The 17,667-nt window shown below is 70.9% G+C and carries 16 protein-coding genes; 10 read left to right on the forward strand and 6 right to left on the reverse strand.

Going from position 1 to position 17,667, the window contains the following annotated elements; all coding sequences use genetic code 11:
• Nucleotides 1-144 precede the first annotated feature (144 nt).
• The 6 genes from DSC45_RS31345 to DSC45_RS31370 all read left to right on the forward strand — a co-directional run bounded on the left by DSC45_RS31345 (nucleotide 145) and on the right by DSC45_RS31370 (nucleotide 7,306).
• A complete protein-coding gene (locus DSC45_RS31345) occupies nucleotides 145-1,188 on the forward strand; it encodes an iron-siderophore ABC transporter substrate-binding protein (protein WP_119295389.1) in 1,044 nt (347 codons plus the stop codon).
• A gap of 17 nt (nucleotides 1,189-1,205) precedes the next feature.
• A complete protein-coding gene (locus DSC45_RS31350) occupies nucleotides 1,206-2,243 on the forward strand; it encodes a FecCD family ABC transporter permease (protein WP_119295390.1) in 1,038 nt (345 codons plus the stop codon).
• A complete protein-coding gene (locus tag DSC45_RS31355; RefSeq protein ID WP_119295391.1) occupies nucleotides 2,240-3,319 on the forward strand; it encodes a FecCD family ABC transporter permease in 1,080 nt (359 codons plus the stop codon). The genes DSC45_RS31350 and DSC45_RS31355 overlap by 4 nt, the downstream gene beginning before the upstream one ends.
• 2 nt (nucleotides 3,320-3,321) lie before the next feature.
• A complete protein-coding gene (locus DSC45_RS31360; RefSeq protein WP_162929399.1) occupies nucleotides 3,322-4,158 on the forward strand; it encodes an ABC transporter ATP-binding protein in 837 nt (278 codons plus the stop codon).
• Nucleotides 4,159-4,288: 130 nt separating this feature from the next.
• Complete coding sequence (locus DSC45_RS31365; RefSeq protein ID WP_119295393.1) at nucleotides 4,289-6,829, forward strand: polysaccharide lyase family 8 super-sandwich domain-containing protein; 2,541 nt, start codon at nucleotides 4,289-4,291, stop codon at nucleotides 6,827-6,829.
• 111 nt (nucleotides 6,830-6,940) lie between these two features.
• Entirely contained in the window at nucleotides 6,941-7,306 is a 366-nt protein-coding gene (locus tag DSC45_RS31370; protein ID WP_119295394.1) for a PH domain-containing protein, read from the forward strand.
• Nucleotides 7,307-7,410: 104 nt separating this feature from the next.
• Here DSC45_RS31370 and DSC45_RS31375 read toward each other — a convergent pair whose 3' ends face one another.
• From DSC45_RS31375 to DSC45_RS31385, 3 genes are read right to left on the reverse strand one after another with little or no spacing between them, the layout of a single operon-like run.
• Nucleotides 7,411-8,205: a rod shape-determining protein gene (locus tag DSC45_RS31375; protein WP_119295395.1), complete on the reverse strand. Its 795-nt coding sequence runs from the start codon at nucleotides 8,203-8,205 to the stop codon at nucleotides 7,411-7,413.
• Entirely contained in the window at nucleotides 8,202-8,537 is a 336-nt protein-coding gene (locus DSC45_RS31380) for a TraR/DksA family transcriptional regulator (protein WP_119295458.1), read from the reverse strand. Before DSC45_RS31380 ends, DSC45_RS31375 begins: the two co-directional genes overlap by 4 nt.
• 26 nt (nucleotides 8,538-8,563) lie before the next feature.
• Complete coding sequence (locus tag DSC45_RS31385) at nucleotides 8,564-8,893, reverse strand: TraR/DksA family transcriptional regulator (RefSeq protein WP_119295396.1); 330 nt, start codon at nucleotides 8,891-8,893, stop codon at nucleotides 8,564-8,566.
• 198 nt (nucleotides 8,894-9,091) lie between these two features.
• Between DSC45_RS31385 and DSC45_RS31390 the strand changes: the two genes are divergently transcribed.
• Nucleotides 9,092-9,583 (forward strand): hypothetical protein, encoded by a 492-nt coding sequence (locus DSC45_RS31390; protein ID WP_162929400.1) that lies wholly within the window; start codon nucleotides 9,092-9,094, stop codon nucleotides 9,581-9,583.
• A gap of 66 nt (nucleotides 9,584-9,649) precedes the next feature.
• Complete coding sequence (gene secD, locus DSC45_RS31395) at nucleotides 9,650-11,878, forward strand: protein translocase subunit SecD (RefSeq protein ID WP_119295398.1); 2,229 nt, start codon at nucleotides 9,650-9,652, stop codon at nucleotides 11,876-11,878.
• A 32-nt stretch (nucleotides 11,879-11,910) separates the two neighbouring features.
• Here the strand turns inward: secD and DSC45_RS31400 are convergent, their stop codons facing one another.
• Nucleotides 11,911-12,705, reverse strand: coding sequence for a LysR family substrate-binding domain-containing protein (locus DSC45_RS31400; RefSeq protein ID WP_119295399.1), 795 nt, complete (start codon nucleotides 12,703-12,705; stop codon nucleotides 11,911-11,913).
• Nucleotides 12,706-12,762: 57 nt separating this feature from the next.
• Between DSC45_RS31400 and DSC45_RS31405 the strand changes: the two genes are divergently transcribed.
• Nucleotides 12,763-13,164, forward strand: coding sequence for a DUF5997 family protein (locus tag DSC45_RS31405; protein WP_119295400.1), 402 nt, complete (start codon nucleotides 12,763-12,765; stop codon nucleotides 13,162-13,164).
• A gap of 3 nt (nucleotides 13,165-13,167) precedes the next feature.
• Here DSC45_RS31405 and DSC45_RS31410 read toward each other — a convergent pair whose 3' ends face one another.
• Complete coding sequence (locus DSC45_RS31410; protein WP_119295459.1) at nucleotides 13,168-13,680, reverse strand: MarR family winged helix-turn-helix transcriptional regulator; 513 nt, start codon at nucleotides 13,678-13,680, stop codon at nucleotides 13,168-13,170.
• A gap of 177 nt (nucleotides 13,681-13,857) precedes the next feature.
• On the opposite strand from DSC45_RS31410, the gene DSC45_RS31415 reads away from it, so the two are divergent.
• Nucleotides 13,858-15,303, forward strand: coding sequence for an MFS transporter (locus DSC45_RS31415; protein ID WP_119295401.1), 1,446 nt, complete (start codon nucleotides 13,858-13,860; stop codon nucleotides 15,301-15,303).
• Between the two features lie 51 nt (nucleotides 15,304-15,354).
• On the opposite strand, the gene katG is transcribed toward DSC45_RS31415, so the two are convergent.
• Nucleotides 15,355-17,586 carry a catalase/peroxidase HPI gene (katG, locus tag DSC45_RS31420; RefSeq protein ID WP_119295402.1) on the reverse strand — a complete coding sequence of 744 codons (2,232 nt, stop codon included), beginning with the start codon at nucleotides 17,584-17,586 and terminating at the stop codon, nucleotides 15,355-15,357.
• Between the last annotated feature and the right edge of the window lie 81 nt (nucleotides 17,587-17,667).

Consider the following 17,667-nt stretch of genomic DNA (forward strand, 5'->3'; position numbering starts at 1 on the left):
GGCCGACTTGATGTTGTTGAACGCTTTAACTTAGGGTCTCCTTACTAGCTCGGCTCCGCGCAGCGATGCCCGCCCGGGCGGCTCCGCGTACACGCGTCGAGACGCCCCCCCGGCGTTCCCTGTACCGAACGAAGAGGACCTCTGATGCTCATATCGACTCGACCGGGCCGCAGGGCTCTTGCGGCGGCTGTGTCCGCCGCGGTGCTCACCCTCGTCCTCGGGGCCTGCGGCCCGGACGACGAGGGTTCGTCCGCCGGCGGCGATTCGGGCAAGGGCGACGGCGCTTTCCCGGTGAGCATCAAGAGCGCACTCGGCACCGCCGAGATCACGGAAGAGCCGGAGCGGGTCGTCACCCTCGGCCAGGGCTCCACGGAGACCGCCATCGCCCTCGGCCACACCCCGGTGGGCATGGAGGAGTACCCCTGGGGCAGCGACAAGACCGGCTATCTGCCGTGGGTCCACGAGGCAGTGAAGAAGAAGGGCGACAAGCTGCCCAAGCAGTTCAAGGGCGGCGAGGAGCTCGACATCGAGGCCATCACGGAGCTCGAGCCGGACGTCATTCTCGCTCCGTGGTCGGGCGTCACACAGAAGCAGTACGACATCCTCAAGGACATCGCTCCCACGGTCGCCTATCCGGACAAGGCGTGGAGCACCAACTGGGATCAGCAGATCGACATCATCGCCAAGGCGCTCGGTCAGCCCGGGGACAGCAAGAAGCTCAAGGACAAGATCCACAAGCAGCTGGCCACCGCGGCCAAGTCGCGCCCCGGGTACAAGGACCACACGTTCTCGTACATCTACACCACGGGTCCCGGCACGCTCGGTGTGTTCCGGTCGGAGGAGCAGCGGGTCGAGATGGTGTCCTCGCTCGGTCTCAAGTCCGACCCGGTGGTGGACACGTTCAAGGAGACCGAGGGCACGGACTCCGCGCTGATCGGCCTGGAGAACGGCAACAAGCTGAAGAACAGCGACCTGATCTTCACGTTCTACTCCGACGCGAAGTCCCGGAAGCAGATCGAGGGCCAGAAGCTCTACAAGGCGATCCCGGCGATCGAGAAGGGCGCTGTCGTCGCGGGTGACGAGAATCCGTTCGTCACGGCCTCCTCGATGATCAACCCGCTGACCGTGCCGTGGAGCATCGAGCGCTATCTGCCGATGATCGACAAGGCGATCGAGAAGACCAAGTAGGGCGTGGTCCTTCCCGCATGAGCACTTCTGTCAAGTCCCGTACGGGCGGCGCGGTTCCTTCGCGGAGCGGTGCCGCCCGGTCGGTGCTCTGTGTGGGCGGGGCGCTGGTGCTGCTCGTGCTCGCGCTGTTCTCCAGCGTCATGTTCGGCAACATGAGCAACTCCTTCGGCGATGTCCTCGACGTGCTCTCCGGCAACGGCGATGCGTACCTGACGACCGTCGTCGAGAGCCGCTACCCGCGCACCGTGCTCGGTGTCCTCGCCGGAGTCTGCCTGGCCGTGTCCGGCACCCTGATGCAGGGAGTGACACGCAATCCGCTGGCCGATCCCGGACTGCTCGGCATCAACGCCGGCGCCGCCGCGAGTATCGTCGCCGCCACCGCCTTCCTCGGTGCGTCCGGGCAGTCGGAGACGATGTGGTGGGCGCTGCCGGGAGCGTTGCTCGCCGGTGTGTTCGTACATCTGCTGGGCTCTGCCGGGTCCAGTACGTCGCTGGTGCGGCTCGTCCTCGCGGGCGCCGTACTCACTGCCGTACTGACCGCGTTCGTGCAGGCCGTGACGCTGACCAAGCCGCAGGTCTTCGACAGCTACCGCTATTGGGTGGTGGGGGCGTTCGGCGGGCGTGACTACTCGGCGTTCTGGCCGGTTCTGCCGTTCGCGATCGTCGGGCTGCTCGTCGCGGTCGTGCTCGCGCCCTCCCTGAACAGCCTGGCGCTCGGCGACGAGTCGGCCACCTCGCTCGGCACCGACCCGGCGGTCGTGCGCGGCACCGGCCTGCTGACGGCGACCGTGCTGAGCGCTGCGGCGACCGCCGCGGTGGGGCCGATCGCCTTTGTGGGCCTGGCCGTTCCGCACATCGTGCGCGCCATCGGCGGTGTCGACTTCCGGATGCAGGTGCTGCTCGCGGCTCTCACCGGACCGTCGTTGCTGCTGTTCGCCGACGTGCTGGGACGGATCCTGCTGAGGCCTCAGGAGCTGATGGTCGGCGTGGTCACGGCGTTCGTCGGGGCGCCGGCACTGCTGCTCGCGGTGCGCCGCATGAAGGGGAGCGCATGACCACCGATCTCCGCAAGGCGGCTCCGGCACCCGTCGGTGCTCCCCGTCCGCCCCGCGGCTATCTGCGTATCGGCACCCGGGTCGCCCTGCCGGTGCAGCGCAGTTCCGTCGTCGTGGTCCTCGGGGCCCTGGCGGCGCTGGTCCTGGCCTCGGTGGCGACGCTGACGCTCGGACGGCTCGGCATCGGGCTCACGGATCTGCCGGGCGCGGTGTTCGGTGCCGCCGAGGGCAAGGACGCCTTCGTACTGGACCGGCTGCGCGGTCCGCGCCTGGTCACCGGGATCGCGACCGGTGCGGCCTTCGGCCTGTCCGGCACGCTGTTCCAGACGGTGACCCGCAACCCGTTGGGCAGTCCCGACATCATCGGCCTCAGCACGGGCGCGGGGGCCGGCGCGGCCACCTTCGCACTGCTGCTGCCGGGCGTACCGGTGTGGATCGGCGCCGTGCTCGGTGCGGTGGGCGCGATGGCGCTCGTGTACGTGTCGACGGGCACCGGCTTCCGCAATCCCGGCCGCCTCGTGGTGGCCGGCATCGGTGTGGCCGCGATCGCCACCGCGATCATCCAGTACGTCGTGTACGTGGTGGAGCGCGACGCCGCGACCTCACTCACCGCCTACCTGAACGGCAGCCTGGCCGCCCGCTCCTGGTCGGACGCGACCACGGTCTGGGTGGTGCTGCTCGCCACCGCGCCCTTGTGCGCGCTGGTGTCCCGGCATCTGGCGGTGGGCGAGATGGGCGACGAGATCTCCGCGTCGCTCGGCAGCGACCCCGGTCGCACCAGGACGGCGGCCGTCGTCCTGTCCATCGTGCTGGCGGCCGGAGCGGTCACCGTGGCCGGACCCATCGCCTTCGTCGCGCTGATCGCACCGCAGGTCGCCCGGCGGATCACCCGGGGTGCGGGGCCGCGCCTGGTCCTGTCGGCCCTGATGGGGGCACTGCTGCTCGTCCTCGCCGACCTCGCGGCGCAGCAGCTCCCGTTCTTCGACGATCTGCCCGTCGGCATCTACACCATGGCCGTCGGCGGCCTCTACCTCGGCTACCTGCTGACGCGTGAATGGAGAAGGGGAAGCTTGTGACCATGGACGCGGATGAGCGGGACGGATCGGCGGCGGCCGGGCCCGGACTCGGGGCACGCGGGGTGACACTCGCCTACGGGAACGCCGCTCCGGTGGTCAAGGACGTCAGCCTGGAGATCCCGCACGGTGGGCTCACCGTGATCGTGGGGCCCAACGGGTGTGGAAAGTCCACCCTGTTGAAGGCTTTCGGCCGGGTGATGAAGCCGGCCGGCGGGCAGATCACCCTGCACGGCCAGGACGTACGGTCCCTGCGGGGACGGGACTTCGCCCGGCAGGTGGCGCTGCTGCCGCAGAGCCCGATCGCCCCGGAGGGCATCACGGTGCAGGGTCTGGTGCGCCGCGGCCGGCATCCGCACCACACCCTGCTGCGGCAGTGGTCACCGGACGACGACCGGGCGATCGCGCTGGCTCTCGAGCGTGCCGGGATGACGGACCTCGCCGAGTCGCAGGCGGGCGATCTGTCCGGGGGCCAGCGGCAGCGCGCCTGGATCGCGATGGTGCTCGCCCAGGACACGGAGGTGGTTCTGCTCGACGAGCCGACCACCTTCCTGGACATCTCGCACCAGTACGACCTGCTCGAACTCTGTGCGGAGCTCAACCAGGACGGACGCACGATCGTGGCCGTGCTGCACGACCTCAACCAGGCGGCCCGGTTCGCCTCCCACCTCGTGGTGATGCATCACGGCGAGGTGGTCGCCGAGGGCGCTCCGCACGACGTACTGACGGCCGAGCTCGTCTGCGAGGTGTTCCAGCTCGACTGCGACATCGTGCCCGATCCGCGCACGGGCACCCCGATGGTGATTCCGCACGAGCGGGTGCGGACAGCCGGGGCGTCGTGATCCCGGAGCCACCGTCGAAGCGTCCTGGCCCGAGGATCGCTCGGGGCTCCGGTGCGTGCCGGAACCCTTGTCGCGCCTGGGACCGTCTGCTTGACTCCGGCCGCCGGTATGCCCACGTGCGGAGGACGTCATGGAGATCGCCCGGAGAACCCTGCTGTCCGCGCTCTCGGCCGCCGGGCTGCTCGCGGTGATTCCGACGGGCCGGGTGAGTGCGGCCGAATCGGCGGCCGGGCAGGACCGGCTCCTCGCCAACACCGAAGCCCTGTTCGCGGGTACCGACGCCTCCAACTCCCGCACCGAGGTGGCTCCCAGGCTCGAGGCGATCCTGGCCGCGGCACGGACCAACCTGAAGTCCATGGACGAGGCGGGGGCGGACGAGCTGTTCGCCGGCCTGGAGCTCGGCACCGACGACGCCAACCTCTACACGGCCTACCTGCGTCTGTACGAGATCGCTCTGGCCACCCGCACACCCGGCGCTCCCCCGTCGGACCTGTACGACGACACCGCGGTGCAACGACGGGTGATCGACGGCCTGGTGTGGCTGCACGAGCACTACTACGGGGACCAGTCGGGCGGTTACTACGGCAACTGGTTCAACTGGGAGATCGGGATCTCCCAGTACCTGACCCGCACCTTGCTGCTACTGCGCGGTCAAGTGGCCGAGTACCAGCCCGATTTGACGGCCACCAGCGTCGACTCGATGGACGCCTACCTGCGCAACGGCGTCGACGGTGACGTGGACCTCGACTCCCGCTTCCACACCGGCGCGAACCTCGCCGACATCACCACCAATCGGATCCTGCAGGGCGCGCTGCTCGGCGACGAGGCGCGCATCCAGAAGGCGCTGACCGACCAGTTGACGGTGTTCGTGACCGTCGACCCCTACCACCTGCAGCACGGCGTGACGGACGGGCATTACGCGGACGGGTCGTTCATCCAGCACGCCTCGGTGGCGTACACGGGCTCGTACGGCAAGGGTCTGCTGTCGCGCGTGGTGCAGACGCTGACGATCCTGGAGGGCTCGGGCTTCGCGCACGGCGAGGAACTGGTGCCGACCGTGCACGGCTGGGTGGCGAACGGGTTCGCTCCGCTGATCTTCGAGGGCTGGATGATGGAGATGGTCAAGGGGCGCGCGGTGTCTCGTACGGCCACGGGGTACACCGATGTCGCGGTCGTCGCCGAGGCAGTGGTCGACCTGGCGTTCCTCGCGACCGGGGACCGGGCCGCCCGGCTCAAGAGCTATGCCAAGCACCTGAGTTCGGCCGGGGCGGCGGCATTCGACCCGGCGACGTTCGTCTCGCCGGTCAGCGTGGCCCGCCATGCCGAGATCGAGGGCGACCCCTCGATTCCCGCCGAGGACCTCAACCCCGCGGCCCGCAGCGTCGCCTTCAACGCGATGGACCGGACCGTGCACCGGCGGCCCGGATACGCCTTCGCGCTGGCCCGCAATTCGGACCGGATCAGCAAGTACGAGTACATGAGCGGCGAGAACCTGATGCCGTGGTTCCAGGGTGATGGTGCACACCACCTGTATCTGGCCGGGCAGGACCAGCGGCAGGCGTTCGGTGTCGACTACTACACCGCGGTGTCCCCGTACCGCCTCGCGGGCGTCACGGCCCCCGTCGAGCGGCGCGGCACCGTCCCGGAGCTGTACGGGCAGCCGTACTACGACAACCCGGACCACCCGCTGAACTTCACCCCGTCGTCCGAGTCGCAGAACACCTATGTGTACTTCCCGCGCGGCACCGCCGGCCACTCGGGCGGGGCGGTGCTCGGTGCCTACGGCACGGCGTCCCTGGTGCAGTCGGACGATGTGGCGTACGAGGAACGGGAGTTGCTGCCCGACGACTTCGTGACGTACCGGAACGCCAGGGCGACGAAGTCGTGGTTCCTGTTCGACGACGAGATCGTGGTGCTTGCGGCGGGCGTCGGTGACGGGGCCGGCCGGGCCGTGACGACCACGGCCGACGCCCGGATCGCCGGGCCGGACGACCGGGTGACCGTGACCGGGGCGCTGCGCGACGGAAGCACCTGGACCGGGCCCGGCACGGGTGAACTGCGCTGGCTGCACTGGGCGAACACCACCAGGGGCGAGACCGTGGGCTATGTGTTCCTGGAGACCGGGGAGGTCACCGTGCGCCTGGAGGAAGTCACCCGCAGCCTGCGGGTCGTGCGCACGGCGAATCCGGACACCGAGGTGACACGGCAGGTCCTCGACATCTCCTTCGAGTCCCCGGCCGGTGCCGAACCGGGCGCTCTCGCCTATGCGTTGGTGCCGAACGCCAAATCGGCTCAGCTGCGCTCCCTCGGCCGCACCGGCCCGTTGAAGGTGCTCGCGAACACCACCCGGATGCAGGCCGTGACGCATCGCGGGCTCGGACTCACCGCGGCGAACACCTTCACCCGCCACCGCCACGACACCGCGGGACTGCAGATCGACGGCGCTGCCTCGGTTCTGGTGCGGCGGCTCGGTCACCGGAGCGGCACCCAAGTGGCGTTGTCCGACCCGACGATGGGCCGGGACTCGGTGGCCGTCCTGCTGCGCGGGCGGCGCCTGGATGCGGTCGTCGCCGATCCCGGGGTGCGGGTGCGGCGGGTGCCGGGCGGCACGCTGGTGGAGGCCCGCACCCGGCACGCGTACGGGAAGAGTTTCACGGTCACGCTGCGGTGAGGAAGGTGCGGCGCGGCCCGCGTCCGGCAGGGCAGGAGCGGTCGGGCACCGCGATGACGGCTGTGCGAAAATCGATCGCCTTCGACCATTTTCGTCAACTGGGGGCCCGAAATGGCACTGTTCGGAAACGCGCACACGATCGATCCCGCCTCGGCGCACCAGGAGTTCGCCCGGCTGCTCGGCCAGGGCGAGCAGGTGCATGCGGCGTATCTGCTGATACGGGACACGATCCTCTTCACCGACCGCCGCCTGATCCTGGTGGACAAGCAGGGGATCACGGGCAAGAAGGTGGAGTACCACTCCATCCCGTACCGCAGCATCACGCACTTCGCGGTGGAGACCGCCGGCACCTTCGATCTGGACGCGGAGCTGAAGATCTGGATCTCCGGCTCGGCCACGCCGGTGGAGAAGACCTTCACCAAGGGCGTCGACATCTACGAAGTGCAGGCCATACTCACCCAGTTCGTCGCCCGCTGAGTCCCGGACGCCCGGGCGTGGGCCCCGGGGGGGGAGCCACGGGCCGTGTGCCGCCGCACACGGCCCGTACCGGACGCCCCCTGAGCGTCCGGGCTCACCCCCGGTCAGGCACCCGGCCCGCCCGTCCGGGCCGAGTGCCCTCGGGCCGACCGCAGCGCCACGGCCGCCCCGCGCAACGCCGCCGTGTGCGGCGACTCGACGGGAAGCACGGGGACGTCGAGTTCCCTCGAGAGCAGGCCCGAGACGTCCGGGCGCAGTGCGCCGCCGCCGGCCAGGAGCGGGCCTCGACGCAGCGCCCGCAGCATGTTCCCGTGCGGATCGTCCCTCAGCATGCCGACGACGACCGCGGCCACCGAGTCCGCCGGCTCCCCCTGCCCTTCACCCGGGTCCAGGTCGCCGGTGCCGAGCGGGATGCGTTCGGCGCGGACCACCACACCGTCGACGAGCAGGGCGATCTCGGTCAGCTGGGCGCCCATGTCGACGACGAGCAGCGGGCGGGTCAGGTCGGCGGCGCAGCCGAGTGCGACCGCATGGGCGCTCTCGATGATCAGCACGGAACGCGGGCGCAGCACGTCGAGCACGGCCCGGGCGGACGCCCGGTGCCCCGCGTCGCTGAGGACCGGCGCGGTCAGTACGATCGCCGGCCGGCCGAGCCTGGACGTCTGCCGGCCCAGCAGCCGGACGAGCATCCGGGCCGCGCCCTCGGGGTCGACGATCGTCCCGCGCTGTACCGGACGGGACGCGCCGGTGCCGGGGAACGTGATGGTCGGGACGTCCAGGAACACGCCTCGCCCGGTGGCCCAGGCCCGGGTGCGGGAGCTGCCGAGATCGAGTGCGATCCCGGGACGCAACCGCCGGGCGACCCAGCTCCGCTCGCGGGACCCGGTAGTGGCGTTCATCGTCGCACCGCCCTGCGGAGACGGCCGCACCGTACGCAGTAGCGCGCCTGCGGTACGGCCTCGAGGTGCCGCGGGCCGATCGGGCCGGCACACCGGCCGCACCGCCCGTAGTCCCCACGGCGCATCCGCTCCAGCGCCTCCTCGACGTCGGCGAGGACCATCCGGGCCGTGACGTCCGGGCTCCCGGACCCGGCACGTCCGGCCAACCGGTCCTGGCTCAGGCGTTGTTGCGCCCGCAGGGCGTCAGCCAGGGCGGCCAGTTCGGCGCCCGTGAGGCCGGCGTCGTCCGGCTGGGCGCCGCGCTGCCGCGTGCCGAGCGTGTTCTGCCGCACGGGATCGCGCACCTCCACTCGCCCGGTCACGACGCACGCCGCCGGCAGCAGCTGACGCAGTGGCGCGCGTACGGCAGGATGTCGAGCCGCTCGACCGGGATCGGCTTGCTGCAGTCCTCGCACACGCCGTACTCGCCCCGCTCCAGGCGCGCGAAGGCGGTCTCGATGTCCCTCAGGACCCGCTGGATCGACTCCCGCTGCGCCCACACGAAATCCTGCTCGGCGTCGCGGGCCTCGTCGTCGATCACTCTCAGCTGGGCCAACCGCGAATCGCGCTCATGCTCGAGGCTCCGGCGGATCTCTTCCACCGCAAAGCGCTCGGGCCGGGGTTCAGGGCCGACCATGTCCAGGGACATTCGATCGCTCCTTAGCTGCTCCTATGGGGTCCGGACCGACCTCGAGGCCCAGCGTGGACAACCCGGGACAGAATCGCCATCGGGGCCAGGCCCCATTTCCCGGGGGCCGCGTGGTGTAGATACGCCGGGTACGGAGCCGCAGCGGTCAGGGACACCCCTGAGGGTGACCGACGGCCCGGCTGCCTCGGGCGGTGTGCCATGGTGGACCGAGCGAAGGGGGCCGGGGTGAGCGGGGGCGGTGTGAGCGGCGGTTCGGTGCACCAGCGCGACGGTGCGGGCCCGGCACGTCCGGCCCGGCTCGCGCCGAGCGCTCGCCTGCTGTGCGCGGCTCTCCTGGCCGTTCTCGGCGTCCTGCTTCCCGGCCAGACCTACCCCGGCGCGCCGCTGACCGGGATCGCGTCGGAGACGACCGGAGCCCCTGCCACCGCGCAGGGTGACAGGGTCCCGACCTCGTTCGGCCTGGACAGCTCGGTCACCTCCACCGACCACTGCGTCACTCCCCGCGCACACCGCGGCGTTCCGGTCGAGCAACCCCTCGCGCACCCCGGCGCCGTGACATCGGCCGGGATCCTCCTGCCGCGGCCGCCGACGGCCGGGCAGCCGATGCCCCGCGCCCCGGACGCCACGGCCGAACGCCCGCTCGTGACGGCCTGTTCGGGCCGTGCACCACCCCTCCCCACCGGCATCTGACACCCCTTTCTGCCGAACGTCGTCCCGCCATGTCCGGGGCGGCGCCATGCCTGTGGGAGGCATCCCTTGACTCGCGCCACCCGGCTGCGGGCGTTCTTCGCCCTGGCCGTGCTCGCCCTGTCCCTGTACGTCACCGTCACCGTGCCCGCTCGCCTCGGCCTCGATCTGCGCGGCGGCACCCAGATCGTCCTCGAGACACGCGACACCCCCGAGGCCAAGGCCGACGGCGAGGCCACCGACCGCACTCTGGAAGTACTGCGCCGCCGCGTGGACGCCCTCGGCGTCTCCGAGCCCACCCTCGCCCGTTCCGGCGACAACCGGATCATCGTCGAACTCCCGGGCGTGCAGGACCCGCGGGAGGCCGCCGAGGTACTCGGCAAGACCGCACAGCTCACCTTCCATCCCGTGCTCGGCGCGGCCGATCCCGCGGACAGGAGCAGCGGCAAGAAGAACGGACTCGTCCTGCCCGACGAGCAGAAGCAGCCCCTGCGGCTGGGGCCCTCCGGCCTCGACGGACGGCACGTGGAGAGCGCGGAGGGCCAGATCGACCCGCAGGGCGGAGTCGGCTGGTTCGTCAACGTCGATCTGCGCGGCCCGGGCGGCGACCGCTGGGCGGACCTCACCGGAAAGGCGGCCTGCGCCCCGAGCGGCGACCCGACCCGACGGGTCGCGATCGTCCTCGACGACGAGGTGATCTCCTCGCCGCAGGTGGACGGCGGGGTGCGCTGCGGCTCCGGGATCACCGGCGGCTCCACGCGGATCACCGGCAGCTTCAGTCAGGAGGAGGCCCAGGATCTGGCGCTGCTCATCAACGGCGGGGCGCTGCCCGTGCCGGTGGAGACCGTGGAGCAGCGCACCGTCGGCCCGACGCTCGGCGCCGCGGCGATCGAGTCCAGCGCCCAGGCCGCGGTGATCGGCATCGCCCTCACCTCGCTGTTCATCGGGGTGATCTACCGGCTGCTCGGCGCTCTCGCCGCGCTCGCTCTGGCCTGCTACGGACTGGTGTCGTACGCGGCCCTCGCCGGTCTCGGGGCGACGCTGACACTTCCGGGGCTGGCCGGTTTCGTACTGGCCATCGGTATGGCGGTGGACGCGAACGTCCTGGTCTTCGAGCGGGCCAGGGAGGAGTTCACCGGCGGCCGGGCCAGTCTGCGGTCCGCCCTCGCCAAGGGATTCCGGAACGCCTTCAGCGCGATCGCGGACTCCAACATCACCACCCTGATCGCGGCCGGCCTGCTGTTCTTCCTGGCCTCGGGTCCGGTCCGCGGTTTCGGCGTCACCCTCGGCATCGGTGTCATCGCCTCGATGTTCAGCGCCCTCGTGATCACCCGGGTGCTCGCCGAGTTCGCGGTGGCCCGGCCCTCGCTTCGGCGCAGGCCACGGCTGAGCGGGATCGCGGACGCAGGGCGGGTCAGGCAGTGGCTGACCCGGCGTAACCCCGACCTGATGCGGCACGGTCGACGCTGGCTCGCGCTGTCGGCGGCCGCGCTCGTACTCGCCGTCTCGGGCATCGTGGCCAAGGGCCTGGATTTCGGGGTCGAGTTCACCGGCGGCCGGCTGCTTCAGTACTCGACGAGTTCGGCCGTCGACGCGGACCGGGCCCGCGACGCACTCGCGGACGCCGGTTTCCCGCAGGCGGTGGTGCAGACATCGGGTGACGCGGACCTGACGGTGCGGACCGGTGAGCTCTCCGACTCCGAGGAACGCAAGGTCACTTCGGCGATCACGGACCTCGGCGGCGACGGCACGGACAAGCTGCGCGACGAACTGATCGGCCCGAGCCTCGGTGACGAGCTGCGACGTGGCGCGCTGATCGCGCTGGGTGTGGCTCTGGCGGGTCAGCTGCTCTATCTGGCGGTGCGCTTCCGCTGGTCGTACGCCGCGTCGTCGGTGACGGCCATGGCGCACGACGCGCTGATTCTGGTGGGTGTGTTCGCCTGGCTGGGCAAGCCGATCGACGGGGTGTTCCTGGCGGCGCTGCTCACGGTGATCGGCTACTCGGTGAACGACTCGGTGGTCGTCTTCGACCGGGTCCGGGAGCTGCGGGCCGCGCGCCGCAAGGAGTCGTTCAGGTCCGTCGCGAACACGGCGGTGCTGCAGACCGTGCCCCGTACGGTCAACACCGGGATGGGTGCGGTGTTCATCCTGTCCGCGCTCGCGGTGCTGGGCGGCGACTCGTTGCACGACTTCGCGATCGCCCTGTTGATCGGCATCGTGGTCGGGACGTACTCGTCGATGTTCACGGCGGCGCCGCTGGCCGTCGAGTTGGAGTCGCGCGGCGGGCGGCGCGGCTGACGCGAATTGCCCGGAGGGGCGGTTGCCGGTGGTCAGGAACGGCGGCGCGGTTTCCCGCGTCGCGCGGCCCCGGGCTTCGCTCCTCGGTTCGCGGTGCGGCCGGTGGGACCGCCGCCCGTACCGCGGCCCGCGGACCGGCCGCCGGCCTTGTCGGTACGGCTCTTGCCGGCCGCGGACGCCCGGCCGGTGGAGGCCTTGGTGTCGTTCTTCTCCCGGGCGCGTCCGCGCGTGCTGTTCACCGTCCGGCCGCGGACGATGCCGATGAGGTCCTCCACCTGCTCGTTCGCGCTGTCCTTCGGCCACGAAAGGGCCACTTGCGAGGTGGGGGCGTCGGTGACCGCGCGGTAGGTGAGGTCCTTGCGGTGGTGCAGCCGGGCGAGCGACTGGGGCACCACGAGCAGACCGATTCCGGCGGCGACCAGGTCGATCGCGTCGCCGGTGGTGGCGGGCCGCTCGAAGGCCGGCTCCCCCGGCGGGCGCTCCCAGTCGAGTGTGTCGTCGAGCGGGTGCAGCAGGACGTCCTCGGCGAGGTCGGCGCAGTTCACCTCGTCGGCAGCGGTCACCAGATGATCCTTGGGGACGACCACCACCGTCGTCTCGGTGTACAGCGGGATGGCGTGCAGCAGCGCCGTGTCGACCGGCAGGCGCAGCAGCCCGGCGTCGGCCTCCCCCTCCAGGAGTGCGTCCGGCGCGTGCTCCGCGGTCACCGGATCCAGGACCAGCTCCACGCGGGGCAGCCGCTCCCGCCAGAGCCGCGCCCACTTGCCGGGGGTCGCGCCCGGGACGTAAGCGAGCCGGAAGGGAGGAGGTACTGCGGCGCCTGTCACCTCGCCAGGTTACCGGCCGTGGTCAGGGGCATCCCACCGGATCGTTACCCTGGGGGCATGACGTCGCACCAGACCACCCAGGCCATGAAGCCCGCAACCGCGGCGAAGAAGCTGGGTGTGTACCTCCAGGCCACGCCCGCCGAGTTCCAGCAGGGCGAGGTCTCGCGCGGCGAGCTGAACGCCCTGCAGACCGACCCGCCGGAGTGGCTGCGCGAACTGCGCCGCACCGGCCCGCATCCGCGGCCCGTCGTCGCCGCCAAGCTCGGCGTCTCCATCGCCGGTCTGGCCCGCGGCGGTGTCACCGAGGCCCTGACCACCGAGCAGATCGACGCGCTCAAGGCGGAGAATCCGGCCTGGCTGCGGCGCGAGCGCTCCACGCAGGCGGACGTCCGCAAGGAGACGGCGCGCCTCAAGGAGAAGAAGGCGCAGCAGCAGTCCGGCGACGACGCCCGTTCCTGACACTCACGCGTTGCCCGGCCGTACCGTCCGGTTGTCCCGCGCCCCGGCGGATCCGTCCGTATCGGGGCGCGGCCACGGTGCACCCTCCAGGCGCTCGATGTCCCCGTTGAACCGCCTCAGATACGCGGCGAACTCGGCCACTTCCGCGGCCGTCCAGTCGGCGAGCACCTTCTCCAGTCCGTAGATGTGGTGGGCCCGGTCGGCGTCGAGCCGGCGCCGGCCCTCCTCGGTGATGGTGAACTTCCGGGCGATCCCGCCCTCCGGATCGGGGATGCGCTCGACCACTCCAGACCGCAGCATGGCCGCGGTCTGCCGGTTCAGGGTGGATGCGTCCAGCCGGAACGCGGCACTCAACTCGCTGATGGACATGGGCCCTTGCACGTCGATGCGGTTCAGCAGCACGTAGGCGCTGCGGTCGAGACGCACGTCGTCGTTGCGGGTCCGCGAGCTCGCCAGATGCGAGTGCCGCCCGACCAGCATGGTCTCGAATTCGATCAGGTGCGTGGGCTTGTCCATGTCGACCATCTTCCCAATCCCGTCGAGCGGCCCGGACGGCACCACTCCACGTCTCCACTCCCCACCCGCAATATGCAGAATACATATGGCATGTACTCTGCACACGATGTGCACTATGCAACCATGCATACGGCCGGATCGGCTGTGCACCCATGACGGAGTCGCAGGGAGAAGCATGTGAACGGTTCCAAGTCCGACGTACGCCCCCACGGGGTGGTCGTCGTCCTCGCCTTCGCGGGCATCGTGGCCGCGGTCATGCAGACCCTGGTGGTGCCGCTGATCGGCGATCTGCCACGCCTCCTGGACACCTCCGCCTCGAACGCCTCCTGGGTGGTCACCGCCACATTGCTCTCCGCGGCCGTGGCCACGCCCGTCGCCGGCCGGCTCGGTGACATGTACGGCAAGCGCCGCATGCTGTTCGCCTCCGTGGTCCCACTGGTCGCCGGTTCGGTGGTGTGCGCGCTGTCGTCGTCGGTGGTTCCGATGATCGCCGGACGTGGTCTGCAGGGGCTCGGCATGGGCGTCGTGCCCCTGGGCGTGAGTCTGCTGCGGGACGTCACGCCGCCCGAGCGCCTCGGCTCCGCCATCGCCGTGATGAGTGCCTCGATGGGCGTCGGCGGCGCGCTCGGCCTGCCGTTCGCGGCCGCTGTCGCGGAGAACACCAACTGGCGCGTGCTGTTCTGGGTCACCGCAGCGCTCAGCGCGATCGTCGGTGTACTGATCCGGATGCTGGTCCCGGCCGGTCGGCCCGGCACCGGCTCGCGCCGCTTCGACGTTCCCGGGGCGATAGGCCTCGGCGCCGGACTGGTGTCGCTGCTGCTCGCCGTGTCCAAGGGCTCGGACTGGGGCTGGACGAGCGGGACGACGCTGGGCCTGTTCACGGCCGCCGTCGTCGTCCTCCTGGTGTGGGCCCGGTGGGAACTGCGCACTCCGGAGCCGCTGGTGGACCTGCGGGTCACCGCCCGGCCGCAGATCCTGATGACGAACCTCGCCTCGATCCTGGTCGGCTTCGCGATGTACGCGCAGTCCCTGGTGGTCCCCCAGCTGCTCCAGCTGCCCGAGGAGACGGGCTACGGGCTCGGGCAGTCGATGCTCGCGATGGGCCTGTGGATGGCGCCCGGCGGACTGATGATGATGGCACTGTCCCCGCTCGGCGCGAAGCTCTCCGCTGCCCGCGGGCCCAAGATCACGCTCGGCGTCGGCAGCCTGGTCATCGCGGTCGGTTACGGCGCCTCGATGCTCCTGATGGGCTCCACTGCCGGCCTGCTCGTCGTGACCATCATCTGCAGTGCGGGCGTGGGTCTGGCGTACGGGGCGATGCCCGCGCTCATCATGGGCGGCGTACCCCAGGAGGAGACGGCCTCGGCCAACAGCTTCAACACCCTGATGCGTTCCATCGGCAGCTCCGTGGCGGCCGCGGTGATCGGTGTGGTCCTCGCCCAGCTGACGACCGACTTCGGCGGGCATCTGCTGCCGTCCCAGGGCGGCTTCCGTGCCGCGATGCTGATCGGCTGCGCGGTGGGGCTGCTGGCCTCGGTCGTCGCGTTCCTCATCCCGGTACGGCCGGTGGCCGCCGAGGAGCCGGAGGAGGCCGCTCCGGCGGCGTCCGCCACCTCGGCCTGACGACGGTGGGCCGGGTGGTCCGGCACGGGCCGGACCACCCACCCCGTCCGGTCAGACCAGGTCGAACCGGTCCAGGTTCATGACCTTGTCCCAGGCGGCGACGAAGTCGGCGACGAACTTGCCCTTCGCGTCGTCGCTCGCGTACACCTCAGCGACCGCACGCAGTTCGGAGTTCGAGCCGAAGACCAGGTCGGCCCTGCTGCCCGTCCACCGGACCTCGCCGGTGGCGGCGTCCCGTCCCTCGAAGGTGCTCGAGTCCTCGGTGGTGGCGTGCCAAGTCGTCCCGAGATCCAGCAGGTTGACGAAGAAGTCGTTCGTCAGGGATCCCGGGGTCTTGGTGAACGCGCCGACCGACGACTGTTTGAAGTTCGCCCCGAGGACCCGCAGACCGCCGACCAGGACGGTCGCCTCGGGGGCGCTCAGGGTCAGCAGGTTGGCCCGGTCGAGCAGCAGGTGCTCGGCCGGCAGCCGGTTGCCCTTGCCCTGGTAATTGCGGAAGCCGTCGGACGCGGGCTCGAGCGCCGCGAACGACTCCACATCGGTCTGCTCCTGCGTGGCGTCCACCCGGCCCGGAGTGAAGGGCACCTCGACGGTGACGCCGGCGTCCCGCGCGGCCTGCTCGACGGCAGCGCCGCCGGCGAGCACGATCAGGTCGGCGAGCGAGACGCGCTTGCCGTCCGTGCGCGCCGAGTTGAAGTCCTCGGCGACGCCCTCGAGGGTGCGCAGGACGGTCGCGAGGCGCTCCGGCTCGTTGACCTCCCAGCCGCGCTGCGGCTCGAGGCGGATGCGCGCGCCGTTGGCGCCACCGCGCTTGTCGCTGCCGCGGAAGGTGGACGCGGACGCCCAGGCCGCGGAGACCAGGTCCGACACGGTCAGGTCGGAGGCGAGCACCTGCTGCTTGAGCGCGGCCACCTCCGCGTCCCCGATGAGCTCGAACTCGCGGTCCGGCAGCGGGTCCTGCCACAGCAGCACCTCGGCGGGCACCTCGGATCCGAGGTAGCGCACCGCCGGTCCCATGTCGCGGTGGGTGAGCTTGTACCAGGCGCGGGCGAAGGCGTCGGCGAACTCGTCCTGGTTCTGGTGGAAGCGCCGCGAGATCTGCTCGTACGCCGGGTCGAAGCGCAGCGAGAGGTCGGTGGTGAGCATGGTCGGGGCGTGCGTCTTCGAGGCGTCGTGCGCGTCGGGCACGGTGCCCTCGCCGCCGCCGTCCTTGGGCCGCCACTGCCAGGCTCCGGCGGGGCTCTTGAACTGCTCCCACTCGTAGCCGAACAGGATGTTGAAGAAGGTGTTGTCCCACGTGGTCGGGGTGTCGGTCCAGATGCCCTCGAGGCCGCTGGTGATCGCGTCGGCGCCCTTGCCGGTGCCGTGGGTGTTCGGCCAGCCGAGGCCCATCGCCTCGATCGGTGCGGCCTCGGGGTCGGGCCCGACGCTGTCGGCGGGACCGGCGCCGTGGGTCTTGCCGAAGGTGTGGCCGCCGGCGATCAGGGCGACGGTCTCCTCGTCGTTCATCGCCATCCGGCGGAAGGTCTCGCGGATGTCGCGGGCCGCGGCGACCGGGTCCGGATTGCCGTTCGGGCCCTCGGGGTTGACGTAGATGAGGCCCATCTGGACCGCGCCGAGCGGGTTCTCCAGCTCGCGGTCGCCGGTGTAGCGCTCGTCGCCGAGCCAGGTGGTCTCGGGGCCCCAGTAGACGTCCTCGTCGGGCTCCCAGGCGTCCACCCGGCCGCCGGCGAAGCCGAAGGTCTTCAGGCCCATGGTCTCGAGCGCCACGTTCCCGGTGAGGATGAGCAGGTCGCCCCAGGACAGGCTCTGGCCGTACTTCTTCTTCACCGGCCACAGCAGCCGGCGGGCCTTGTCCAGGTTTCCGTTGTCCGGCCAGCTGTTGAGCGGGGCGAAGCGCTGCTGTCCGGTGCCCGCACCGCCTCGGCCGTCGCTGATGCGGTACGTGCCCGCGCTGTGCCAGGCCATCCGGATCATGAACGGGCCGTAGTGGCCGAAGTCGGCGGGCCACCAGTCCTGAGAGGTCGTCAGGACTTCGGCGATGTCGCGCTTCACGGCCGGCAGGTCGAGGCTGCCGAACGCCTCGGCGTAGTCGAAGTCCTCGCCGAGCGGATTGGAGACCGCCGGGTTCTTGGCGAGGATCTTCACGTTCAGGCGTTCCGGCCACCACTGGCGGTTGCCGCCGCCCTGGGTCGGATGGGGCGCACGTCCGTGCGCGACCGGGCAGCCTCCGGTCTCCTCGGTCTTGGGGTCGGTGACGATCGCGTCGTGGTTCTCAGTCATTGGGTATCCCTCGGGACTGTACGGATCACACTCTGTGTCTCACGCTGTTCTTCAATTGCGGTGCGTGGACCGGTGGAACAC

The sequence above is a fragment of the Streptomyces sp. YIM 130001 genome (assembly GCF_003574445.1).
GTDB lineage: Bacteria > Actinomycetota > Actinomycetes > Streptomycetales > Streptomycetaceae > Streptomyces.